Below are 25755 nucleotides of genomic sequence, written 5' to 3' on the forward strand. Positions count from 1 at the left end.
CTTGTTATGCTTGTGAATCGAAATATGATTTTTTAGCTATGGTATTAGTTCCACGTACTTCGTTGCTGGAATAGTTCATTTGCTCTGTACGGGGTCTTACTGCATCTAATGTTAGGTTGACGATCTGTAATGATTGGAAAACGAGTTTTTGATTTAGATCATTTTGTTTTCGTAGGTCATTGATAATTTGCATTAAACGTTCGCGAACTGCTGATAGTGTTGCTTTGTCAGCTTGTTGTTCAGCAGCCTCGATGACATCCGCGACAGTTGTTTTGTCAGCTGAAGCAAGTCCCTTTGCTTCAAGGTAGTCCGTTACCTGTTTCTGACGCTGTTGCTCGAGCTTATCGATGGCTGCTACATGCGCCTGCTCATCCTTGAGCAATTGGTCTAGCGCTTCGATATCGCCAGCTTTAATAATTTCCGTTTTTTTAAAGGCTAGTTCGAGTAAGCTTTTATGCATTCTCTCTAGCATTATTAGTGTAGAACTAATTGCTTCTACAGACATATCGTTATACACCCTTTCTGCTATTCCCTAGAAACGATAATATTTCAGCATATCCTCTGCCACTTTACGCGCATCTACTTTGTATTCTCCAGAAGCAATATCCTTTTTCAACTGTTGAACATGATCTGCTCGCTCCGAACTGTATGTTGAAACACCTCGCATTTCTTGTGCAGCCTTTGAAATTTCAATTTTATCGGCGAAAGATGCCTTGTTTGTATTTGATTTCACATTGCGTACTTGGTTTTTATAGGCGTTTACTGCATTAACTCCATAAGATGTAATTTTCATTTCAATACCCCCCATCTCTAAATCCTATCTTACTATTATTTCGGATTGTCTCACATAATGTTAAGTTTTCACATAGAAAAAAGTGTGCTAATTTTGTTTAAAATTAACACACTTGGAGTAATTAACGTTTACGCTCTGAGTGATAGGTTACACGATCACGCTGCTCTACACTTTCGCGGAATTCCTTAGCTGCTTCAAATGTACGTAAGTCTGCCTTTAATTCATCCTGGCATTTTGCACAAAGTTTACCAGTTGTTGTCAGATGACCACAGTTATCACATGGATAGCCAAGGTTAGGGAACATGGCTGGCTGCAGGCGACCCTTCCGAACCCATTTATACAATAGCTCCTCTGCCGCTCCCGTTGCTTCCACAATACGTTCTACAGTTGCCGCACGGTTTTCACGTTTACGTAAGAAACGATAAACGATTTGATAAAGCTCCTCCTCTGATTGTGCACACTTATGACACACTTCTCGGACTCCTGTATAATTAAAAAACTCATTACATTTCGGACAATTACGAACCTCTGCCATTGGCCTTTCCTCCTCTTTCTAGCAATTTTATCTACGAATGCTGTCTCATTAACTATTATACATAATGCATTGGTATTTTCATCCTTCAATTAATGTGAAGTATTGGACATTTTTAGCACCCGCCTGCATTAAAGCAGTTGTAGCATGCTCTAGAGTTGTCCCTGTAGTTTTTATATCGTCAAAAAGAAGATAATTTTTATGTTCGATTTGTGCATCCTTCTTTAAGCGAAAAAGTGGAGCTACCTGTATTCGCTGCTCTCTATTTTTGGAGCTTTGTGTTTCTGTCGTTGTCTTTTCTAATAATTGAATAAAGGGAATATGAGCCGCTTTTAATAGTTCATCAGTATGAGAGAAAGTACGCTCCTGTTGCTTGAGAGGATGCATCGGAATGGGGAGAATAATCGCTTTTTCTTTATTGAAACGATCATAGAGCTCCTGCCGAAATACCTTTGCAAGAGCCACATCTTGAAGAAACTTTAACTGGTGTAAGTAATCCTTCATCGCCTCATTATATTGATAAAGGGATGTAGCAGATTGAGAAGGTACAAAACGAGCGGCACATCTTTCACATATAGTCGGCGAGAATTGCTTGGTTAGAATCATTTTCCAGGAAATAGTTATTTTTAATGGCTGTGTGCATATTAAACAATGAGATTCTATTTTATTCATTCAGAAAATCCCTTCTTATTATAAAATTGAATTTTTGCGCATGCCTCATCCATCTCTGCTGTGATGCCGTGATAAAAGAATAGGACGTCCCCATCAGGAAATTGAACATCTCGTCCAACTCGACCTGCAATCTGAATGAGGGCATTGGAGGTAAAAATCAATGATTCTGCCCCAATAACAGCCACCTGTACATTGCTGATTGTAATGCCTCTTTCTAATATCGTAGTGGTTAATAAGCCCGGAACTTCTTTATTTCGTAGCTTTAACACCTTCACCTTCCGCTCTGGGTCAGCTGCATGCACAGCCAATATGTCTTCATTTAACCCTTGAAAAAGAGGAGTTGCACGTTTCATTAAGTCAATTGTCGGGAAAAATAGTAAAAAGGGTTCCTTTTGGTGTAAGCGCTCCTCCACCCACTTTTTTAACCTTTTAGGGATTTTACCTCGCTTAAAGCATTTATTATAGCTCCATAAAGAACGAACTTGTGGGACTGGTAATGGATGATTATGATAGCGTTTTGGAATAAAAGAGTAGCTTTCTTGCTGGAAAGTATGGAGTAATGATGCTGATGGGGTTGCTGTCACAAATACCAGAGGAGCATTTTCCTTTTTAGCCTTATCTACTGCTCTTTGTAGAGTTTCATCAAATGTATAAGGAAAAGCATCTGCCTCATCTACAATAATGACATCAAATGCCTTATCAAATCGGTAGAGCTGATGGGTTGTTGCTATAACAAGCTGTGCATAGCAATTTTGGTGAGGTGCTCCACCGTATAAAGCATGAATAACTGTATCCGGAAAAGCATCTTGAAAGCGTGGATACAGTTCTAACACTACATCTGTCCGTGGTGTAGCAATACAAACACGTAGCCCTCTCTTTAATGCATCATAGACAGTAGGAAAAAGTAGCTCTGTTTTGCCTGCACCGCAAACTGCATGAATTAAATGGGAGCGTTTTGCTTTCACACTTGCCAAGGTTTCATTAGCAGCCTGTTGCTGGAGTTCGGTGTATTGCCCTGCCCATTTTAATGAATGCTTGTTAATTTTTATCGTCTTGGGACCTGTCCAAATCATCAATTTTGTACAGCTACTTACTCTCCCCATTTTAATACAGTGTCGGCAGTACACACATTGTTGCTGACATTTTGAGCAATGGAATTTTGTGAATAAGTGCGGGTCTGTATTGTGACAACGATTGCATTTCATAGCTGGCTTTATTTGAATTCCTTCTATTATACTGACGTATTTTCGCTTTATTGCTTTCTCAATATCTTCAGATGAAAATGGCGAATGTTCTTTTAACCAAATGCGCCCTTCATGAAAATCACGTAATGCTGGGGGCAACAACCAACCCCTATATCTCATTAAAACCTCCCCTTTCTATAGAAAAAAGCCTCTACTTTTGCAGTAGAGACTTCTCACAATTCGTTATTTTTTTGTCCATCCTAATCCCATTGACCCTTCACCCAAATGAGTACCAATAACAGGACCAAAATAGCTCAATTTAAAGTTTACGTTTGGGTACGTTGCGGCTAATTGCTCTAGCCATTCTTGGGCTTCAGCAGGGCAATTTCCGTGAATGACAACAGCGTCCATCGCTGCATACTTTTTTGCATCCTCTGCTAGCAATTCTTCCGCACGCTTTAATGCCTTTTTACGTGTTCGGATTTTTTCGAAAGGTACAATTACCTTATCCACAAAATGTAAAACAGGCTTTACTTGTAGTAAGCCACCGATTAATGCTGCGGCAGAAGATAAACGCCCACCACGCTGTAAATGTGCTAAGTCGTCTACAATGAAGTAAGCACGAATAAACTGCTGCATGTCCGCTAATGCTGCAAGTATGTCTTTTGCTGAATGGCCCTCTTTCGCCATTTCCGCTGCTCTTAATACGTAAAAGCCTTGAACAGCACAGGATATTTCACTGTCAAAGGCATAAACATTAATACCTTCCACCATTTCACCGGCCTGCACTGCACCTTGGTATGTTCCACTAATACCACTCGATAAATGGATGGAAATTATCTCATCGTAATCCTTTGCTAGCTCATCAAAAAGAGCAACAAATTCTCCAATTGGAGGTTGTGTTGTTTTAGGAAATTCTTTAGCTCCACGCACCTTATCATAAAATTCAGATGCTGTGATATCTACTTCTTCTGCAAATAATTGACCTGAGATATTAACACTTAAAGGTATCATGTGAATGTTTAAGCGTGCACGTTCCTCAGCTGTAATATATGCAGTACTATCTGTTACGATTGCCGTCCTCATCCATGTCCACTCTCCTATAATTTTTAGTTTACAATCTATTTCTACTTGGTGCAATTGTTGTTGTTGTTGTGTTGTTATTGCTGGCGCTTCGCTTTTGCATAAATGACGGAAAACAAAAAGAAATGAATGTGAAATGAATGACGAACGTCGGATTCCCGTTCTCGCCCTTCTAGAGTCGTGCTAGTAAGCTAGCTTCCATTTCACATTCATTGTCTATGTATAAATAGGCATATCTTCACTCAATTGATATGTTGAATGAAGATAGCTTCTGTTAATTTCCTGTACTTGACTGTGAGTCATCGCCAATATAAAAGACACTCGTCACTTTCCAATCATTGTCCTCTTTCACAAAGACTGTTACCTGACGTCCTGCACTTTCATGTTCGACATTTGTCTCAAGCTGAAGTGAGTGCATTTTCATGTTGGCAAATACTTGCGCCTCTTCTGATTCATACTTTGCAATTGTTACATTTTCTACTTCACGCTTAATATCAAATTGATCAAATACTTCTGATGCATATGTTTTTTCTTCATCGTATTTAAAACCCTTTGGATTTTTCGAGATTGTATTCATATAACGATCAATTTCTTCAGCATTTAATGCAGCAATATACTCATCAAAAGATGCTAAAATCGCCTTTTCATCTTCCGCTGGTACATTATCAGCCTTTTCTACGTTTCCACCCATCATTTCAAAGCCAACTGTACCATCCTCTATTACTTTATCTCGTTCTTCATCACTCATCTTTTCATCTTTATTACCACAGGCAGTTAACACTAATAAGATTAGAACTGCTAGAAAACTTTTCTTTAACATCAAAAAACCTCCCGCGCATATTGTAGCATATAAATGCTTTCGTAGGAATTTTGTTGTGCATTTTCAACATTTAAGTGCTACATCTTCCTTATGACGCATTAGGTTGTAAAATGTTGCATGAATTGCTAGTTATCATATTCATACTAATGATTAGTAATGTTACAAAATTGTGAATGACCTGTTCTTCATCATGTAAGCCCAATACAAATTATTACCAAAAAACAATAAAAAACTGTTTTAAAAACTACTTCAATAAAAAGTAGCTTTTAAAAACAGTTTTAGCAATTAACGTACTTCAACCCAGCCATTTTTAATGGCTGTTACAACTGCTTGTGTACGGTCATTAACATTCATTTTTTGTAGAATACTTGATACGTGGTTTTTAACTGTTTTTTCAGAGATAAACAGTGTCTCACCGATTGTACGGTTTGATTGACCATCTGTTAATAATTGTAATACTTCGCATTCACGCTTAGTTAGCAAATGGAATGGACGACGAATTTCAGTTTGATGGAAGTTTCCTTTATTTTCATGTTCTGAAAGTCGTTTAAATTCTGCTACTAGGTTTTTCGTTACTTTTGGGTGTAAATAAGAACCGCCGTTGGCAACAACTTTAATCGCCTCAACGATTTCATCTGCATCCATCTCTTTTAACATATAGCCAAGAGCACCTGATTTTAATGCATGCGTAACATATGTTTCATCGTCATGTATAGACAACATAATCACTTTTGCATCTGGAAATTCAGTAATTAACTCTGCCGTTGCTTCTACTCCGTTTTTACCTGGCATGTTAATATCCATAAGCACTACATCTGGTTCGTTTTCAGCGTATAACGTAACCACATCTGTACCATCGTCACCTTCTGCTACTACATCAAACGTATCTTCAAAATCTAAAATGCGTTTTACTCCTTCGCGGAATAGCTGGTGATCGTCTACAATAATAATCTTTGTCATTTGTCTTTACCCCCTAGATTTCTGCGACAGTTACATCATTCTACTTCTAACGGTATTTTAAATAACACCGTTGTCCCTCGATTGATTTCACTCGTAATGGTGATTGTACCATTTAAAATTTCAATACGTTCTTTCATTCCTAAAATCCCAAAGGAATGATCTTTTACTACTTGTGGGTCAAAGCCTATACCATCATCTTTTACAACAATGTTGACGGCATCTTTTAACCATTCAAGCTTTACCCAAATGTCTTTACACTTTCCATGCTTCATGGCGTTGGTTACACATTCTTGTACTAATCGGAAAATGGATACTTCATAATTTGAAGGTATACGTTTTTCTGTACTTCTCGATTGGAAATGAATTTCAACACCTGGATTATATTCAGTCACTGTCGATAAATACTTCTTTAATGTCGGAATAATTCCCAAATCATCAAGTGCCATTGGTCGTAGATCATAAATAATACGTCGCACCTCAGATAAAGCATTACGTACCGTTTTCTTTAAATCGGCAATTTCAGCCAAAGCCTTTTCAATACCTTTTTCACGATACGTTCTATCTATTAAATCAGTGCGCATAAGGACATTTGCAAGCATTTGAGCAGGTCCATCGTGAATCTCTCTTGATAAACGCTTACGCTCTTCCTCTTGAGCTGCAATAATGCGTATCCCAAAATCCTGTTTCATTTTTGCTTGTTCAAGGGCTAAACCAACATTTCTTAAATCTGAAGTTAAGTAATTCAAAACGACATTTACCTGATTAACAATATGATCAGCACGTTCAATCGTATCGAGTAATCCTCTTAATCTTCTCTCTAGATCATCTCTTTTATCCCGTAGCTGTTTTTCTTGTGTTCTAATAACGGAGAGCTTTACTTGAAAATCATGTGCAGTTTCATATGCTTCTCTAACTTGTTCTTCGGTATAATTATCAAAAGCTTTACTCACTAGCACAAGTCGTTGCTTAGCAAGCTGCGTACTTTTTTCCAATGCATCGCCATCATCAATTACGATTGATATTTGTTTTCGAACAATTTCCAGCTCTTTTTGCATATCTTCAAAGCTTCTGCGGCTTTGTTCACTTATAATAAAGATATCATCCTTTGAGCTCATGATTGTATCTAACATTCGATTAAAAATGTCATCAAGCGACTTTAAATCGAAGGTATCATTTGAAAACATAGTATACTCCCCAGTCTAATGTCTTATGATTACTTACTAATTTAATAGACTAAAATCACATATTCCATAGTCTACACCTATTATAGCATTACCATGCTAAAATTTAATGCTTTTTCTTCATGAAAATTATAGAATAGAACTCTAGTTAAAAGGAGATTGATACGAATGAGAGAAAACTATTTAACAGTAAAAGGATATGGTGAAAGCGAAATTGTCATTTCCAAATCTCGCTTTCTCACTTATATAGAACGTGCAGAAACGGAAGAGGATGCAATTTCTTTTATAGATGGTATAAAAAAATTGCATCATAATGCAACACATAACTGCTCCGCTTATATTATTGGAGAGCATGATCATATTCAAAAGGCAAATGATGATGGGGAACCTAGTGGTACTGCAGGCGTCCCTATGTTAGAGGTCTTAAAAAAACAAGGGTTAAAAGATACGGTCGTTGTTGTGACCCGCTATTTTGGAGGCATTAAGCTCGGTGGTGGTGGTCTTATTCGTGCTTATGGAAAAGCAACTACAGAGGGATTAATTGCTGCACAGATAGTTGAACGTAAATTGCATCATTTCATGAAAGTAGCTATTGATTATACATGGCTAGGAAAAGTCGAAAATGAAATAAGAAGTTCATCATATTCTTTAGAGGAAATACGTTATTTGGAGGGTGTTGAAATCATTGTTTCTGTGCTAAAAGAGGATGAGGAACAGTTCCGAAGTTGGATAACAGAAATGACTAATGGACAAGCTTCCATCACTTTCGAAGATGCTCAATTTGTAGAATTTATTGTCAATTAAATAGTTTTAATTGTCGAAACTAAATATGCATAGTATAATTTTTTTGTTAAGCTATTTTATTGTCCACACAATTACTTAGTTAAAATTGAATAAAATTTAGCTTTATCGCATTATTATTCCCAATAATTAGAGGAGAATATATCTATTATGAAAAAAAGATCTGTTAGTCCAAATAAAAAGAGGTCTTCTAAAGCTTCCTTAATTATAAAAGTTACACTACTCCTTGTTGCAAGCTTGGTGATTTGTGTAACGGCTTATGCTGTTTACCTTACAAAACAGGTAGAGCATGCTGCAGACTCAGCATATGAGGAGTTAGAAGGTCGAGAGGTTTCAACGAAACGTGTAGAGAAAGTAGAGCCTGTACAAGACAATGTCTCTATTTTATTTGTAGGTGTTGATGATAGTGACAATCGAGGGCAAGGTTCGGATCATTCACGCTCCGATGCACTCGTTTTAGCTACATTAAATAACAAAACTCATACAATTAAAATGCTAAGCATTCCTCGTGATTCTTACGTTTATATTCCTAAAGTAGGTTATAAAGATAAAATTACTCATGCACATGCTATGGGTGGAACACTTACTACTATTGAAACAGTAGAGGAACTATTTGATATTCCAATCAATTACTATGTACGTATGAATTTCAATGCCTTTATTGATGTAGTCGATGCTTTAGGTGGTATTGAAGCTGAAGTACCTTATGCTTTACATGAATTAGATGAATTTGATAAGTTTACAATTAACTTACAGCCAGGCTTACAACATTTAAATGGTAGTGAGGCACTTGCACTCGCAAGAACACGTAAACAAGATAATGATATTGAGCGTGGTAAACGTCAACAGGAAATTCTATCTGCGATTATTAAAAAAGTCGCTTCTGTTAAGTCCGTTACGAAATATGATGATGTCATTAAAGCTCTTGGTGATAATATGAAAACAGATATGACATTCACTGAAATGAAGTCCTTCTTATCTTATTTATCAAAAGGCGCACCACGTATCGATTCCTTAACATTAGATGGCACGGATGATACATCTACTGGTATTTATTATTACCAGTTAAATCAAGATTCTGTTGAAGAAACAAAGGAGATTTTCAAAAACCATCTTGGCCTAAATGAACAATCATCAAGTCTAACAAGTGGCAATACAGGAACAGATAGTGCTGCTAGTAGCGATGACAATTCAGTTACTGAATAAGAGCTTTCAGACCATAGACAAACAACTTGTCTATGGTCTTTTTATATGGCTTCTCTATTGATTGACTACCCTTTTCATTTACCCCTCCTAGTAATCGATAAACAAGCTTATTTAAGTTTACCTTCTATTCCCTATATATAATCGGTTTAAAAGAGTTTCTCAGTGTCTAACTTTAATAGTAACCCTATTTAACAACAAAAAAGCAATCATACAAATTGTATGATTGCTTATATTTTATTTACTAAATATCCGTACAAAATTTAATAATGGTTTATAGTTTTTACCAGCCAGTCCGATGACCTCTACAAAGATTTCAATAGCTGTTAGGATGACCGCTACAAGTAATATAGCTCCCCAAACCTTTGCCATAGAGAAAATGATAGCCGCTAATCCAAACATTACTGCAATTCCGTAAATAATTAGGACTGTTTGTCGATGTGTAAAGCCCATATCGAGTAATCGATGGTGTAAATGTGATTTATCTGGGTCAGACCATTTCTTCTTCATGCGAACACGACGAACAATGGCAAAGAATGTATCAGAAATCGGAACACCAAGGATAATAATTGGGATGATTAAAGCTACGAATGTAATATTTTTAAAACCAAGTAACGCTAACACAGAGATCATAAATCCTAGGAACAATGCCCCTGTATCACCCATAAAGATTTTTGCTGGGTGGAAATTATAAAATAAGAAACCAAGTGAAGCTACAGCTAAAATGGCCGCTAACGCTAAAACAAACACATTGCTCAAAATAAACGCCATGACAGCTATTGTAATCAGTGCAATCGTAGAAACACCTGCAGCTAGACCATCTAGACCGTCAATTAAATTAATGGCATTCGTAATACCGATGATCCAAATAATTGTTAATGGAATACTCAGTAACCCAAAGTCTAATGTACCTAAGAACGGTAGATTAACCATTTCGATTTCAATACCGCCTACAAAAACAACAATCAGTGCAGCAACTAGCTGACCAAGCATTTTTGCTTTCGCAGAAATCTCACGCATATCATCAATAACACCCGTGATGACGATTATACAAGCACCAAAAATGATAGCTAATAAAGCCTCATTACTACCATGTTTTGTATGAACTAAGAATGAGTATAAAATCGTCACGCCAATAATAAAGGCAAGGAAAATGGCTAAACCGCCAAGTCTTGGCATAATTCGAGCATGTACTTTTCGATAGTTTGGTGCATCAACTGCACCTATTCTAAACGCTAAACGTTTCACTAATGGAGTTAACAAAATGGATGCAACGAACGCTGCTATTAAAGACACGTAAAGCATGTCTCTCCTCCTCAAATATATAATCTACATTGAAATCCAAATTGATTATAGCATGAACAAGCATTGAAATATACTTTTTCTAAACATTTTCCACGATTTCACAAATATTTTGTACATTTTAGCATTAATAGATTCCTATACAGTCAATTGTAGTCACCATAAGTAAAATTTGATAGAATAATGGTGTGTCTAGCATGTAGACAACATTAAAGGAGCGTATATTTCATGTTCTCAATTTTCAAAAGTAACAAAGAGCAAACAAGTGCTCGTCAATTAAAACGCTACTACAAAATAGTAGATCAAATTAATAATCTTGAAGAAAAGTATGTTGATAAGTCAGATGCTGAATTAAGAGAAATGACTTTTATTTTCAAAAATCAATTAGAACAAGGTGAGCCTATTACATCAATCATCCCAGACGCATTTGCTGTTGTACGCGAAGCCTCAAAGCGTGTATTAGGAATGCGTCATTTTGATGTGCAGCTTATCGGTGGTCTAGTATTAACAGAAGGTAATATTGCTGAAATGCCAACAGGTGAAGGTAAAACGTTAGTTGCATCTCTTCCCTCTTATGTACGTGCATTAGAAGGTAAAGGCGTTCATGTCATTACTGTAAATGATTATCTAGCAAAGCGTGACTTTGAGCTTGTTGGTCAAATTCATCGTTTCCTTGGCCTAACTGTTGGTCTAAATATCCCGATGATGGAAGCTGATGAGAAAAAAGAAGCCTATAATGCAGATATTACATACGGTGTGGGTACTGAATTTGGCTTCGACTATCTACGTGACAATATGGCCTATAGCTTAGCAGATAAAGTACAACGTCCTTATCACTTCGCAATTATAGATGAAGTAGATAGTGTATTAATCGACGAAGCGAAAACACCTTTAATTATCGCAGGTAAAATGCCTTCCAACGAAGAATTACACCGCATTGCTGCTATGTTAGCGAAACGATTCAAGAAAGATGAAGATTATGACTTTGACGATGAAACAAAGGCTACTTCTCTAACGGATAAAGGTATTGAAAAGGTTGAGGCTGCCTTCAATATCGATAATTTATATGACTTAGAACACCAAACACTCTTCCATTACGTAATCCAAGCAGTACGTGCACATGTTATGTTTAAGCGCGATGTTGATTACATTGTCAAAGAAGACAAAATCGAGCTTGTTGATATGTTTACAGGTCGTATTTTAGAAGGTCGTTCACTTTCTGATGGCTTACATCAAGCGATTGAGGCTAAAGAAGGCGTAACGATTACAGATGAAAATAAATCAATGGCCCAGGTCACAATTCAAAACTATTTCCGTATGTATCCAAAGCTTTCCGGGATGACGGGTACAGCGAAAACACAGGAAAAAGAAATTCGCGAAGTATATGGCATGGAAGTTGTGCAAATCCCAACAAACCGTCCGCGTCAGCGTATTGATCAGCCTGATCTTATTTTTAGCACACAGGAAGCAAAATATAAGTATGTTGCAGCTGAGGTTAAAAAACGTCATGAAAAAGGCCAGCCAATTTTAATTGGGACAACATCGATTTTACAGTCTGAAACTGTAGCTGACTATCTAAAAAGGGAAAAATTAACRTTCCAATTACTTAATGCAAAAACAGTTGAACAAGAAGTTGAACTTATTTCACAGGCAGGTCAAAAAGGTCGTATTACAGTAGCGACAAACATGGCTGGTCGTGGTACGGATATCATGTTAGGTGATGATGTACACGAGSTTGGTGGTTTATATGTAATTGGGACAGAAAAGCATGAAAGCCGTCGTGTAGACAATCAGCTACGTGGGCGTTCAGGCCGTCAAGGTGATGTAGGCGAAAGCCGCTTCATTCTCTCTATTGAAGATGATATGTTCCGCCGTTACGCAAAAGAAGAAGTAGAAAAATTCTCTGCAAAAATGATTGTAGATGATCAGGGTATTATTCAAAATAAAGAGGTTCAAGAGCTTATTGACCGAACACAACGTATTGTTGAAGGTTCCCAATATGGCATGAGGGAATATAACCTAAAATTAGATGATGTTATCAATGACCAACGTACCGTTCTTTATGGACTTCGTGACAAAATTTTAGCTGGTGAAGATTTATTAGATCAATTAAAGCAAATGTTATATGAAACAGTAGACTTTGCAGTTCGTGACGCCGCGCCAGAAGATGTATCTCCAATTGAATGGGATTACGAACAAATGGAGAATGCGCTTAACTCATTATTCATCACACCTGTTTCAATCAACCGAGAAATAGGAAAAACAAAACAAATTCTTGCTGAAATTCAACCTTCTGAACAAGAACTGCTTGATCGCATGGAGACATTCGCTGAAAACGAAAGAGTCATAGAAGTACTTCCTCAAATTATGCTTAGCCATATTGATAGCGGCTGGATTAAGCATTTAGAGGCCATGACGCATTTAAAAGAAGGAATCGGTCTACGTCATTATCAGCAAGAAGATCCAATGCGAATTTACCAACGTGAAGGGCTAGAATTATTCGGTAAAAATTTCCAAGAATTACGTCGTTCTATTATTATAGAAATTACAGGCTTCATGAAAACAGTTGAGGCACAACAGGAGGAACAATAATGGGCTTATTTTCATTTTTTAAAAAATCAGATAAAGTTGTTCAGGAAAACACAATTGACTCAAAAGATTTACTAGGGAATACAACGAAAAATACAGGTGATAATCGCGATGTGGAAACAAAATTATCATTCCATCCTGAATGGGATGTCCCACAAGAGCAAAAATACATTTTTAACTTCTTAGCGAATGAGCTAGAGCCGTTGAAACCAAATCAATTATCGCTTTCTTCAATTAGTATTGAAGAAGGTCGAGGTGGAAAATGGTTAGTTCGTGCATTTTTCCGTTCCTCTCTACCTCAAGCTATTGAGCTAGGTGAAATTGAGCTTTTCATTATGGATAAAAATGATGAGCTTGTTGCATCTAAAAAATTCGATTTTAAAGCACTTGGTACAATCCCAGCAGAAAGTGCTCGTCCATGGGTATTTGAATTTGAAGAGTCTACAATTAAAGTAGATGAAGTTCCTGAAGATGGCTGGAAAATTGCCTTTAATCTTGTTTCCCTTCGCGGTCATCAATTAGAATTAGATCCGTCATGGGAAAAACAGTTACCAGCAGAACAAAAAGAAGAACTTGAGAAAATCGTTAAAACATTACCAAAGCTAGGTGAGACAGAAGTGAATTTCACAGGTTTACAGGCCAAACTAGCTGACAATGGTAATTTAAACGTATCTATCTTTATTCGTAATGGACATAATAAAGCAATCAATCTAGAACAATTACCATTAGAAATTGTCGATGCTACAGGTAAACAAATTGCCAAAGGTTCCTTTAAGATGGATCCAATCTTAACTGTCCAACCAAACTCCACAAAGCCTTGGACATTTATTTTCCCAGCAGAGCTTGTTGATGCTAAAAACGCTGACCTTTCTCGTTGGACAGCTCGTGTAACACAATAACCTAACCCCCCTTTCTCTTTTAGTAGAAAGGGGGGTTTGTTAAAACAAAAAGCGATTTTTGCCTAGGCAAAAATCGCTACTTTTTATTTCACACTATCAAAACGTTTATAGGCTACTAATTTAGAAGACCAGTAGGAGTACGTAACATCCGAAACTTCTACACCATCTGTACCCGCATGAATGAATTTATTATCTCCGAGATAAATTCCCATATGAGAAATACCTTCTTTATACGTATTCTCAAAGAACACTAAATCGCCGGGTACTGGATTTTCTACATGGGTAGTATTACCGTAAAAATAGCCCTCACTGCTTGCTCTTCCTATTTTTAAACCACCTTGATTAAAGGCATAAAAAATAAAGCCACTGCAATCAAGCCCTACAGGTGTATTTCCACCGTATAGATAGGGTGTTCCAACCAATGTATTGGCAACTTCAACGGTTTTGTTATAAATCGCTTGTCCATTAGCTGTAGGATCTTTCGCAATTACTTTTGATGGAGTGCCCGTACCTGAAGTCACATTATTATGTATAGTATCACCATCGGGTATCACTGCAGCTGAAGAAAGCTTCAGTACTTGTCCAACAAAAATCATGTCTTTTTCAAGCTTATTCCAATCCATTATATCCTTAATTGTCACATTATATAGCTTTGCAATTTTTGATAAGGTGTCACCCTTTGCTACTGTATGAGAACTAAATGCTGGTTTTCCAGAAGTTGATGGAGTTGTGGGCTTTACTCCCTCATTCGTTGATTGTTTTTGAATCTCAAGCTTTTGAGCTACAAAAATCGTATCTTTCGATAGATTATTCCACTTCATAATATCCCCAATCGTGACTTGATGATTTTGGGCGATTTTCGTTAAAGTATCTCCTTTTTGTACAGTATATGTTGCTGCTTCCGCTGTTTGTAATGCTAAAAATGAAGTTGCTAAAGTACTTAGAACAAGAATTCTCCATTTTTTTGTCTTTTGCATACCAAAGTGCCTCCGTTCGTGCTAGAATATTCCCTTGTGTGTCTATCATACTAGATAACTATCGCATGAAAAATCGGAAAAACTGACTATTTTTCAAACATTATAGGAAACTTATAGAATACGACGAAATCCGACTATATTGAAATACTATTTTCATTGCAAGATTAGTGTTCCTATGATAACATACACTTCTGTATTTAAAATTTTTAGAAAGTTTTAGCTTTTCAATCTTAAAGGAGTTATTATACTTATGAAAAACATCTTGCATTTCATCAAAGGAAATTTAGCAGTAGGATTACTACTATTTGCCTTGTTCTTGGGTGCTGGTAATATTATTTTCCCACCATTATTAGGCCAACAAGCAGGTGAAAACATCACTGTAGCCATGATTGGTTTCCTTATAACAGGTGTTGGTCTTCCACTATTAGCGATTGTTGCTGTTGCCAAAGCAGGAGGCGATTTACAACTGCTTGCTAACCGTGTTAGTCCTGCTTTTGGGGTGATTTTCACCTCCATTGTCTACTTAGCAATTGGACCGTTCTTTGCTGTACCACGTACTGGATCTGTGTCCTATGAAATAGGCATTGCGCCATTTCTCTCTGAAGCGATGAGGGATCATTGGGCGCCACTTTTTATCACATCTATCTTGTTTTTCACGTTAATTCTATATTTATCTATTAACCCTTCGAAGCTCGTTGATCGAGTAGGTAAAATTTTAACACCTGCCCTGCTTTTTGTTATTTTATTGCTTGCTGTTAAAAGTTTTATCTCTCCTATGGGAGAACCAGGAGAAGCCGTAGGAAACTATAAAGTGTCACCTTTAGCTGAAGGCTTTGTACAAGGTTACTTAACGATGGACGTTCTAAGTGCTCTTGTTTTTGGTATCGTCATTTTACAAGCCTTGCGTGATATGGGTATGAAAGATACAAGAAAACAAGTAAAAACAACGATTTTTGCGGGGGTCGTTGCTGCAATAGGTTTATCCTTTGTCTATATCTCTCTAGGGCATATTGGTAATACAAGTATCAATGCAATCGGTATTTCTGATAATGGCGGAAATATTATTGCAAAATCAGCTGAGGTGCTCTTTGGAAGCCTTGGAAGTATTATTTTGTCTGCGACTATTTTACTAGCTTGTATATCCACAGCTGTTGGTTTATTGACTGCTAATGCACAATTTTTCCATAAGCTATTCCCTCAAATTTCATATAAAACGTTTTTAGTTGTCTTCACTATTTTTAGTACAGCTATTACAAATGTGGGACTTTCAACAATAATTAGTGCATCACTACCTGTACTATTAATCATTTATCCTTTAGCTATGGTATTGATGGTCTTGTCACTAGCTGATCATTTCTTTAAAGGTGGACAAATTGTTTATATTTTAGCGCTCGTTCCAACTTTCCTTGTCAGTCTATATGATGGCTTAAAACAAATGAAAGTTGAAATTACACCTTATGAAACTATCCTGAAAGCATTGCCAATGTATGAGCAAAATTTAGGATGGCTTTTACCAGCAATTGTTGGCGCATCAATTGGTTTTATTATTCATAAATTGATAAAAAAATAATTTACAAGAATCTACTTGCCCATAGCGACAAGTAGATTCTTTTTCTACCTCATATAAGTCCACCACTATAGCGATTGCTTCATGTATAATAAAAATCAGATACTCAATTGCATAATGTAACCATCCATTTAATACCTAATAATGATACATTCTATTTTGAGTTCTAGAAAAGAGGTGTCCAATGAAAAAGTTAATATGGTCATTCGTATTTGTTCTAGGCTTCTTCCTTCTCCCTTTTACAACTACTCACGCTGCTGAAAATGATCAACAGCTTATTAAGGAAATTAAGGAGATTGTGAAAGATACTTACGTTGGAACAATTAATGGAAATTTAGAGAAGGCTACATCCATCTCAGAAATCATGAGTATGCTTGATCCTTACTCAACCTACTTCACTAAGCAAGAATTTGAAAATTATATGAATAGCATCAACCTATCTACTATAGGTATAGGTGTGGTGATTGAAGAACACGAAGATGGAATTCATATTTTACAAGTAATCGAAGGCAGTGGTGCTTTTGAGGCTGGTGTTCAGGCTGGAGATATCATCATTGGGGTTAATGGTGAATCCATTATCGGGCGTTCTACTCAAGAGGCCTCTTCCCTTTTAATCGGTAATGAAGGGACTAAGGTGGAAGTTACATTAAAGAATAGTGACAGTTCAAAAACTACCAAAACTATTACACGTAAAAAATTCACATTACCAAATGTACAAACTGACCTACTATTTGGAAATGTGGGCTATATTTCGTTGGCTTCCTTTTCAGAGGATGGTGCACAGCTTGTTAAAAATGCGCTGATTGACTTAAAAAAACGTGGTGCAACATCGTTCATCTTAGATTTACAAAATAATGGTGGAGGTTATGTGACAACAGCTGAAGAACTAACAGGATTATTCCAATCTGCTAAAGTAGCGTATTTATTAGAAGAAGCACATAACTCTTATACCATCCCAGCAGTTCAACAAGATACAAAGTTTCCTAAAGATACCCGTATTCTTGTAAACCGCTATAGTGCCAGTGCTTCTGAAATGCTTTCCGCATCATTGAAAGACCAGAAGGCTGCTATTTTATACGGTGAAACAACCTATGGGAAAGGCGCTATGCAAGGCTTTTACACATTACAGGATGGAAGCTATTTAAAGCTTACAGTTGGTAAATTTACAGGTCCTGCGGGTTATACTATTCATGAAGTAGGCGTTAAGCCAAATGTTCAAACCACAACAGCACCTATTTTCCAGGCACATTATGATGCATTGAAGGAGAAATATCCTAAATATAAACAACTTTCCACGGTAAAAAATATAGCTGATACACAAAAATTTACAGTAAAAATTCCTGCTGGGCTTACTGCTCAAAGTGCTAAAAGTAACATTCAACTGGCTGCGTTAGGAGCTAAGGAAGTACCCGTAGCAGTTAAAATTGAAGGTCGTACATTAACTGTTACACCTAAGAGTGCTTTATCACCAAATCAGGAATATATGCTACTTATTCACCCGAAGAGCAAAGATCAAAAAGGCTACTATCAGCATATAAGAATAAGCAATTAAAAAAACTGTCATCGATAATAAGTATCGATGGCAGTTTTTTATATCACTTCTTTGGTTTTCCAAAAATATAATTGTACAATATCATTTGCAAGTTCTGCAGGTAACCTTTTTTCTTCTAATAAATTCGTAATGATGAGTCTTTCTATTGAGCCTACTAAACTATCTATCATGATTTTTATATCCACACTATACAGTTGTAGATCTTTGTCACAATCATGCAGATAAATAAGGTGGATCAATTGCTGTGTCATTTGGTTTTTCACCAAATGTGCTTGCTTGGATTCAATAAAACCTATTTTTGTTAATTCAGGATTTTCAATTATGTATACAAACAAGTTCAATAACTTTTGCTCTAAGAGCGTGATAAAACCCTGTAATCCATATTCAATAATGTCAGTTGATTTACTATTCATTACTGCCAAGAATCCGCTTTGAAATTGCGCATTCAAATCGTTATAAAGGGCATCCTTGCTTTTAAAATAGAGATAAAAAGTAGGCTGAGTTACATTGGCAGCCTTTACAATGTCACTAATTTTTGTGTGATGATAACCTTTATCAGAAAATAGCTCTATCGCTTTTTCAAGTAATAGTTGTTTACTTTGTTCGCCATTTGAATTAAATTTTCTGCCTCTTGCCATACTTTCCACCTTATCTTAGTTTAGAGTAGTCATATTCCCTTTTGTATTGCTTATATAGACACACTATTCTAAATCAAAAGTAACTACAAATTCACAAAACGTACATAATTTAATCTTGATTATATACCATTTTATTATAATACACCCTGTTTTTTTTTACTATAAACTACTATTAATATGATATTTAAATTGAAAAATGAAAAAGCGGATATCTAAGAATCACTTCTAAGAATACCCACTAATAAATTATATTAAAATATAAATAATTCTGAAATACTATCATGCCATTCAAGTAAATCACTCTCGAAAAGTCCAATATTATACATATTCGCAAATTTAGACATATACTAATTAACATAAAGCAAATCTTTTATTTTGAAAAGTCCTTTTTTTTTGAAAAAATTTTTTAATTTAAATTTTTATCATGAAAAAGTCAATGACTGCAATAGTTTTATCTCACTAACTGGCTTTGAAAAAATTTTTTCTGAAAATCAAACCATTTTACTTTTCAAAAAAAGTGTTATAATCGCCAAGAATTTAAAATTTTCATTTTTGGAGGCATATAATGGTATTACGTGACTTTTTCATTTACTTATCAGAGAACAAATTATTAAACAGCGCTGCACAAAAATATGGTTTGAAAATGGGTGCCCAAAGTGTTGTTGCTGGCACAAGTTTACCAGAAGTTGTGCAATCGATTAAAGAATTAAACAAGGCCAATATTTCTTGTACCGTTGATAATCTAGGCGAGTTCGTCTACGAAAAATCAGAGGCAACTGCTGCCAAAAATAACATTTTAGCTGTTGTACAAGCTATTCATGATGAACAGCTTGATGCACACATCTCTCTTAAACCTTCACAATTAGGTTTAGATATTGATTACGCATTTTGCTATGAAAACTTAAAAGAAATCGTAGCTCTTGCACATCAATATAATATTTTCGTAAATTTCGATATGGAAAACTACGAGCGTTTACATAGCTCTTTTGAATTATTAGAGGAATTACACAAAGAGTATGATAACGTAGGGACAGTTATTCAAGCTTACTTCTTCGAATCAGAGGAAAATATTGAGAAATATAAAAACTTCCGCTTACGTATTGTAAAAGGTGCTTATAAAGAACCTGAAAATGTGGCTTATCAATCTAAAACTGATATTGACCATAATTACTTAAAACTAATTGAATATCATTTGCTACATGGTAAATTTACTTCGATTGCGACACACGATCATAATGTGATCAACCATGTAAAACAATTTGTGAAACAACATAATATTCCAAATGAAAAATTCGAATTCCAAATGCTATATGGTTTCCGTAAAGAAATGCAGCTAGACCTTGCTCGTGAAGGTTATAATTTCTGCACATACCTACCATTCGGTAATGACTGGTACGGTTACTTTATGCGTCGTTTAGCTGAGCGTCCACAAAATGTTGCACTTGTGACAAAACAAGTGTTTAACAAAAAAACGAACATGGCAATTGGCTTAGGAGCAGCAGCATTTGCACTTGGTCGCCTTTCGAAAAAAGGAAAATAATTATACAAACTTGAAGCTATCCATCAGTTTCGTGTTTTTATACTTCAGTTAGATCGTTCTATCCTTCACTTTCGGGAAACTATCCAAAAAAGCGAAAACATTGTTAATCAATGTTTTCGCTTTTTTTATTGAGCTTATAGTTTTTAACTCGATACTGTAAACTTTGTCGACGAATCCCCAACGCAGCAGCCGTTTTGGAGATATTGCCTTGATGAAAGTCCAACGCCTTCGAAATATAGTACTCCTCTACCTCTTTCATATAGACATCTAATGGTCGAATATCCTGTTGATTTTTAATGACAAACAAGTCACTCGTAGAAACCTCTTTTTCCGTCTCCTCACAAGAGCTTTGGATTTTCCATTTGAAATGCACTGGTAGCATATGTGATTCAACTATCGTTTCATTGGTGATTAATGAGGTTATTTCATCCAGCAGGACTTCTAATTCCTTTAAATTTCCTGGCCAATCATATTTTAAAAAGGTATCTCGTACTTCTTCTGAAAGCCCGTGAATAGATGAGCCAAAGCTATCACGATGTCTTTTGAAATAATCATCGATAAAGGGCATAATATCTTCTTTTCTTTCTCGTAAAGGAGGTACATAAATCGTAATACCTGAAAAAAGTCTGTAAAGCTTTTTGGATAGCTCATGCTTTTGAATCAAATCAATTGGATCTTTGCCAACACTAGCAATTAAAACATGCTGATGATTAGGATGATTATTAAAAAGTTCAACAATCTTTTCTTGTGCTTCTAAAGATAAATATTCAATGCGCTCAGCAAAGAAGGTTATTTTCTCCTTTTCCACAATATATTTTTCAAATTGTTTTAATACCGTTTTCTCATCTCGACGGCAAATTAAAGCAATAAACATATCATTTTKTACCTTTAGATCATGATGTATTCCCTCTGCAACCATATCAATCCCAGTACCTRATTCCCCTATTAACACAACASRCATTCTACTTAGTGCCACAATTTTTGCTTTTTCAATGACATCCTTCATGACTGGTGATACAGCCGTGATGATGTCAAATGTCAATGGAGCGCCATACCTTCTCAATGGCTGATACATCATGTATTCAAGCTGTGTAATATCTCGGGCAAATTCCACAGCGCCTATTAAAGAGCCTTCATAGTGCAACGGATAAATATTGCTTATGTAGGTCACTTCTTGATTTTTTTTATTCCAATACGTTTTTTTTATATTGTGCACTGGCGTTTCAGAGCTGAGGACCTTATAAATATCGCTTTTTTCGATTTCAAAATCAATAATCTCTAAGGCTCGCCTCTCCTCAAATTCATCCTCATTAACGCCTTCTAATTCTCTCATTTTTTTATTGTATATAAGCAATTTGCCCTCTGTGTCTACAACGCAAATTCCCATATCGCCTTTTTCAATGACGTATTTATAAATACTTAGTAGTACATTGTTATCCATTTTGTCCTCCTGTAGTCCATTAAGCTTATTCTAACACCAATATGAAAAGCAGATGCAAAAATTAAAAAAGTTTTAAAATTTGAGTTGATTAATGCCAAATTATATTGCATTATATAATTAACACAAACTTAAAAGGTGCATAATCATTTGGCACTACTTATACCTGGGAGGAAACTGACATGATTCCATACAAACACGAACCATTCACAGATTTTTCACAAGAGGCAAACTACAATGCTTATGTAGAGGCTTTAAATAAAGTTGAAGGTTACTTAGGTCAAGACTACCCACTAATTATTGGTGGCGAGCGCATTACAACAGAAGATAAAATCGTTTCGTACAATCCTGCAAAGAAAACAGAAGTCATTGGTCGCGTTTCGAAAGCAAGCAAAGATTTAGCTGAAAAAGCGATGCAAGCGGCAGATGAAACATTCAAAACATGGAAAAAAGTTGATCCAGCCATTCGTGCGGACGTTCTTTTCAAAGCGGCAGCAATCGTTCGTCGTCGTAAACATGAATTCTCAGCTTTATTAACAAAAGAAGCCGGGAAACCATGGGCAGAGGCTGATGCAGATACAGCGGAAGCAATCGACTTCATGGAATACTATGGTCGCCAAATGCTACGCATTAAAAACGGTCAGCCAGTCGAAAGCCGTCCAGGTGAATAYAATCGTTATGACTACATTCCATTAGGAATCGGTATTGTCATTTCTCCTTGGAACTTCCCATTTGCAATCATGGCTGGGACAACAGTAGCTGCTTTAGTAACAGGGAACACAGTGTTATTAAAACCAGCTTCTACAACGCCAGTTGTAGCGTATAAATTTATCGAAGTATTAGAAGAAGCTGGTCTTCCAGCAGGTGCGGTGAACTTCGTACCAGGTTCTGGTGCTGAAGTAGGTGACTACTTAGTCGATCATCCAAAAACACGCTTCATCAGCTTCACAGGTTCACGTGATGTTGGCTTACGTATCAACCAACGTGCATCTGTATTAAACGAAGGCCAAATTTGGATTAAACGTGTCATCGCTGAAATGGGCGGTAAAGATACAATCGTAGTGGATAAAGAAGCAGATTTAGAATTAGCTGCACAATCCATCGTAAAATCAGCATTTGGTTTCTCAGGTCAAAAATGTTCAGCATGTTCTCGTGCTGTCATCGTAGAAGATGTATATGAGCAAGTGGTAAATCGCGTAGAAGAGTTAACAAACGCTTTAACAGTGGGTGACCCAACTGATTACAGCAACTTCATGGCAACAGTTATTGACCAAGCAGCATTCAATAAAATTACAGAGTACATCGAAATCGGTAAAGGCGAAGGTCGTTTAGTAGCTGGTGGTACAGCAGACGATTCAGTCGGCTACTTCGTACAACCAACTGTATTCGCGGACGTAGATCCTTCTGCTCGTATTATGAAGGAAGAAATCTTCGGACCAGTGGTAGCCATTGCAAAAGCAAAAGATTTCGACCATGCGATTGAAATTGCAAACGATACAGAATACGGTTTAACAGGCGCTGTTATCACAACAAAYCGTATGAACCTAGAAAAAGCACGTGAAGAATTCCATGTAGGAAACCTTTACTTCAACCGTGGCTGTACAGGTGCWATCGTAGGTTACCAACCATTTGGTGGCTTCAACATGTCAGGTACAGATTCAAAAGCAGGTGGCCCAGACTACCTACAGCTGCATATGCAAGCAAAAACAACTTCAGAAATGCTTTAATAATTACTTCAATAAAATGCCGTACATTGTTTCTTAGTAAGCAATGTACGGCATTATTTTTTTGGGGTAACACAAATGACATATATAATAGAAGAAACTCATGTGAATTTCGCTTCACTTTCCTTCCCCTATTTAAAACTAACTTTCACACCAAATTATAAAAGCATACTTATTGCCTATAAAACGTTGGTATATTTTATGGCATTTCTAACATTTGACCCTTATCTTGATTGTATAACTTTGTTAAAATGATATCAGTTTAGGAGGGTAAAACTATGAAAAAACTATCAATTTTTATGTTGCTCATGATGCTTGTTAGTCTAGTCATTTGGCAGCCTCAATCTGTCTATGCAGACGAGCTATCAGGACATATGCATGAAAGTGGTCTACGCTATTTAATTCAGAAAGATGCATTACTAAAGGATGCAAATGGAAGCTATCGTCCAAATGCTACGGTTACACGCGGTGAATTCGCCACATACATAGCAAAAGCATTAAATTTGGACACAAAGAACGAGATAACGTTTACAGATGTGTCAGACACATATTTATTTGCAAATGAAATTAAGCTTGCCGCAACTGCTGGAATTATTACTGGTTATACGGATGGCTCATTTAAGCCAGATGACCGTATTTCAAGAGAGCATATGGCAGTGATGCTAATCAGAGCAGTTGATTATTTAAAAATACCAAAAGGTACTTCTTCTATTACCTTCAAAGACAATACAACTATTTTTAAAGATTTCCGTGAGGATGTTGCAATCGGTGCACAATTAGGACTTATTAAAGGAAGCTCCAATGGCATGTTTTTACCAAGAGACAATGCCACAATTGGTGAGGCATCGACATTTATTCTACGATTAATGCTTCTTGCTGATCAGCTTGACGCTGGTAAAAATGAAAACAATGGTAACTCCGAAAATAACGGTAATACTAATAATGGGAACAACAATAATACTGGTAATAACGGTAATACTACTGCATATATCGTCAAAGAAGTTTCCAATGGTAACTTGGTAGACAAACAAACCTTTACTAGCTTTGAAGCAGCTGAAAAGGCGATGACGACTAATTCCTTAGTGATTACTCAAAATGATAAAATTATTAAAATGACTTCAGGTTATGTTGTAACGAATAATTATGTTGCTCTAAATTCTGAAACGATTAAGGATCAAADCGCAGTTGCGGGTAATACAGAAATGGAGTATCTAGGTAGTGATGCCACACAAGTAAAAGTACGCTTAGCTGGTCATACTGGCTATTTAAAGCAGGCTGACGTTACCTTAATTCCTWSTGCTTTAGTGAAAGGCCGTTSTTATTACACAAATGAGTACGGTGAAATAAAACATACTTTATATGATTATAAAACTAATAAATATTCTGCTAGTTACGTGTATGGCAAGGCAGCTAGCTTTATGAAGCAGGGTGAGAAATACTTTAGCTGGGATGGCATCAACTTTACCAATGCTGATGGTTCTTCAAAGGGAGAAGCCTATAACTACTATCAGTTCTTACCAGCTCGTGCAGCAACTCAATATACAGCAGATGAGCTAGATCAATATATTGTGGGAAAATTAGCAGAGGTTGAAAGCTCAGGTGCTTCGATTTATAAAAATGCCACAACTAAAAGTAAACTACTTGGTTTAGGCTCTGTATTAAAAGAAGTGGAAGCCAATTCTCATATCAATGCTATGCTAATTTTATCCTTAGCACAGCATGAGAGTGCCTATGGTATGAGTGATCACGCTCAAAATCTAAACAATCTATTTGGCTTATATGTCTATGATACAAATCCACTAAACAAGAAGTTTGATAGTGTGGAAGCCAATATTAATGAGCTAGTTGAAAAATTCCTTCAGCCAAATTATATTACGCCAGGTGGACGTTATACAAATGGCGCAGTTGTTGGTTCCAAGGCTATCGGCTTCAACGTAAAATACGCTTCAGATCCATTCTGGGGGGCAAAAATTGCAGGACATTACTATCGTGCAGAAAAAGCTTTAGGCTTTAAGGATGCAAATAATCCCTATAAAATCGCTCTCACAACAACTGCTGGACTAAATGTTCGTGCAGATGCATCAACTAGTCAAAGTCCACTTTTCACATTTAGTAAAAGTAATATGCCTGTCATCGTTACAGATACAAGCGCAAATGGTTGGTATCAAATTGTTTCAGATAAACTAAACACTGAACCTGGATATATAAGTAAGGATTATATTAAATTCATCAATACCGTGAAATAACGTAAATGGCTGTCTCTTAATAAATGAGACAGCCATTTACTGTTGTTGAAAAAA

General features: G+C 36.4%; 22 protein-coding genes. 9 read left to right on the top strand and 13 right to left on the bottom strand.

All coding sequences use genetic code 11. The features are described 5' to 3' along the window. Window positions 1-4: 4 nt before the first annotated feature. The 9 genes from ACHZEU_RS10415 to ACHZEU_RS10455 all read right to left on the bottom strand — a co-directional run bounded on the left by ACHZEU_RS10415 (window position 5) and on the right by ACHZEU_RS10455 (window position 7228). Window positions 5-505, bottom strand: coding sequence for a flagellar protein FlgN (locus tag ACHZEU_RS10415; protein ID WP_054549756.1), 501 nt, complete (start codon window positions 503-505; stop codon window positions 5-7). Between the two features lie 27 nt (window positions 506-532). After that, a complete protein-coding gene (flgM, locus tag ACHZEU_RS10420; RefSeq protein WP_054549755.1) occupies window positions 533-793 on the bottom strand; it encodes a flagellar biosynthesis anti-sigma factor FlgM in 261 nt (86 codons plus the stop codon). A 121-nt stretch (window positions 794-914) separates the two neighbouring features. Beyond that, window positions 915-1328, bottom strand: a complete 414-nt coding sequence (locus ACHZEU_RS10425; protein WP_054549754.1) for a TIGR03826 family flagellar region protein — start codon at window positions 1326-1328, stop codon at window positions 915-917. A 78-nt stretch (window positions 1329-1406) separates the two neighbouring features. Then, the gene (locus tag ACHZEU_RS10430; protein ID WP_279493946.1) at window positions 1407-1997 is read right to left on the bottom strand and encodes a ComF family protein; all 591 of its coding nucleotides are present in this window, start codon (window positions 1995-1997) and stop codon (window positions 1407-1409) included. Further along, window positions 1994-3361, bottom strand: a complete 1368-nt coding sequence (locus ACHZEU_RS10435) for a DEAD/DEAH box helicase (RefSeq protein WP_279493945.1) — start codon at window positions 3359-3361, stop codon at window positions 1994-1996. Before ACHZEU_RS10435 ends, ACHZEU_RS10430 begins: the two co-directional genes overlap by 4 nt. Before the next feature lie 63 nt (window positions 3362-3424). Continuing rightward, complete coding sequence (locus ACHZEU_RS10440; protein ID WP_054549752.1) at window positions 3425-4267, bottom strand: DegV family protein; 843 nt, start codon at window positions 4265-4267, stop codon at window positions 3425-3427. A 271-nt stretch (window positions 4268-4538) separates the two neighbouring features. After that, on the bottom strand, window positions 4539-5084 hold the full coding sequence (locus ACHZEU_RS10445; protein WP_004227588.1) for a DUF3225 domain-containing protein: 546 nt from the start codon (window positions 5082-5084) through the stop codon (window positions 4539-4541). A 285-nt stretch (window positions 5085-5369) separates the two neighbouring features. Further along, complete coding sequence (locus ACHZEU_RS10450) at window positions 5370-6044, bottom strand: response regulator transcription factor (RefSeq protein WP_004227590.1); 675 nt, start codon at window positions 6042-6044, stop codon at window positions 5370-5372. Between the two features lie 35 nt (window positions 6045-6079). Beyond that, window positions 6080-7228: a sensor histidine kinase gene (locus ACHZEU_RS10455; protein ID WP_048392088.1), complete on the bottom strand. Its 1149-nt coding sequence runs from the start codon at window positions 7226-7228 to the stop codon at window positions 6080-6082. 165 nt (window positions 7229-7393) lie between these two features. Between ACHZEU_RS10455 and ACHZEU_RS10460 the strand changes: the two genes are divergently transcribed. Further along, complete coding sequence (locus tag ACHZEU_RS10460) at window positions 7394-8029, top strand: YigZ family protein (protein WP_131520838.1); 636 nt, start codon at window positions 7394-7396, stop codon at window positions 8027-8029. Between the two features lie 147 nt (window positions 8030-8176). Further along, the gene (locus ACHZEU_RS10465; protein WP_279493942.1) at window positions 8177-9232 is read left to right on the top strand and encodes an LCP family protein; all 1056 of its coding nucleotides are present in this window, start codon (window positions 8177-8179) and stop codon (window positions 9230-9232) included. Window positions 9233-9466: 234 nt separating this feature from the next. Here ACHZEU_RS10465 and ACHZEU_RS10470 read toward each other — a convergent pair whose 3' ends face one another. Next, window positions 9467-10534: a glycosyltransferase family 4 protein gene (locus ACHZEU_RS10470; protein ID WP_269897331.1), complete on the bottom strand. Its 1068-nt coding sequence runs from the start codon at window positions 10532-10534 to the stop codon at window positions 9467-9469. A 225-nt stretch (window positions 10535-10759) separates the two neighbouring features. Here ACHZEU_RS10470 and secA2 point away from each other — a divergent pair, with 225 nt between their 5' ends. Continuing rightward, window positions 10760-13123 carry an accessory Sec system translocase SecA2 gene (gene secA2 / locus ACHZEU_RS10475; RefSeq protein ID WP_404804466.1) on the top strand — a complete coding sequence of 788 codons (2364 nt, stop codon included), beginning with the start codon at window positions 10760-10762 and terminating at the stop codon, window positions 13121-13123. Next, window positions 13123-14019, top strand: a complete 897-nt coding sequence (locus tag ACHZEU_RS10480) for an accessory Sec system S-layer assembly protein (protein WP_269897333.1) — start codon at window positions 13123-13125, stop codon at window positions 14017-14019. The genes secA2 and ACHZEU_RS10480 overlap by 1 nt, the downstream gene beginning before the upstream one ends. A gap of 83 nt (window positions 14020-14102) precedes the next feature. On the opposite strand, the gene ACHZEU_RS10485 is transcribed toward ACHZEU_RS10480, so the two are convergent. Then, window positions 14103-14996 carry a LysM peptidoglycan-binding domain-containing protein gene (locus ACHZEU_RS10485; protein WP_269897334.1) on the bottom strand — a complete coding sequence of 298 codons (894 nt, stop codon included), beginning with the start codon at window positions 14994-14996 and terminating at the stop codon, window positions 14103-14105. A 250-nt stretch (window positions 14997-15246) separates the two neighbouring features. Between ACHZEU_RS10485 and brnQ the strand changes: the two genes are divergently transcribed. Together brnQ and ACHZEU_RS10495 are read left to right on the top strand one after the other, a co-directional pair. Then, a complete protein-coding gene (brnQ, locus tag ACHZEU_RS10490) occupies window positions 15247-16566 on the top strand; it encodes a branched-chain amino acid transport system II carrier protein (protein ID WP_048392094.1) in 1320 nt (439 codons plus the stop codon). A 181-nt stretch (window positions 16567-16747) separates the two neighbouring features. After that, entirely contained in the window at window positions 16748-18115 is a 1368-nt protein-coding gene (locus tag ACHZEU_RS10495) for a S41 family peptidase (protein WP_404804468.1), read from the top strand. A 38-nt stretch (window positions 18116-18153) separates the two neighbouring features. Here the strand turns inward: ACHZEU_RS10495 and ACHZEU_RS10500 are convergent, their stop codons facing one another. Continuing rightward, complete coding sequence (locus ACHZEU_RS10500; protein ID WP_103117447.1) at window positions 18154-18753, bottom strand: TetR/AcrR family transcriptional regulator; 600 nt, start codon at window positions 18751-18753, stop codon at window positions 18154-18156. Window positions 18754-19318: 565 nt separating this feature from the next. Between ACHZEU_RS10500 and ACHZEU_RS10505 the strand changes: the two genes are divergently transcribed. Beyond that, window positions 19319-20293, top strand: coding sequence for a proline dehydrogenase family protein (locus tag ACHZEU_RS10505; RefSeq protein ID WP_036074906.1), 975 nt, complete (start codon window positions 19319-19321; stop codon window positions 20291-20293). A 103-nt stretch (window positions 20294-20396) separates the two neighbouring features. On the opposite strand, the gene ACHZEU_RS10510 is transcribed toward ACHZEU_RS10505, so the two are convergent. Next, on the bottom strand, window positions 20397-21734 hold the full coding sequence (locus ACHZEU_RS10510) for a helix-turn-helix domain-containing protein (RefSeq protein ID WP_404804469.1): 1338 nt from the start codon (window positions 21732-21734) through the stop codon (window positions 20397-20399). A 179-nt stretch (window positions 21735-21913) separates the two neighbouring features. On the opposite strand from ACHZEU_RS10510, the gene pruA reads away from it, so the two are divergent. Continuing rightward, on the top strand, window positions 21914-23458 hold the full coding sequence (gene pruA / locus ACHZEU_RS10515) for an L-glutamate gamma-semialdehyde dehydrogenase (RefSeq protein WP_066036915.1): 1545 nt from the start codon (window positions 21914-21916) through the stop codon (window positions 23456-23458). A 275-nt stretch (window positions 23459-23733) separates the two neighbouring features. Continuing rightward, window positions 23734-25701 carry an S-layer homology domain-containing protein gene (locus ACHZEU_RS10520; protein WP_404804470.1) on the top strand — a complete coding sequence of 656 codons (1968 nt, stop codon included), beginning with the start codon at window positions 23734-23736 and terminating at the stop codon, window positions 25699-25701. Window positions 25702-25755: the final 54 nt, after the last annotated feature.

The organism is Lysinibacillus sp. S1 (genome assembly GCF_044986265.1).
Lineage (GTDB): Bacteria > Bacillota > Bacilli > Bacillales_A > Planococcaceae > Lysinibacillus > Lysinibacillus capsici.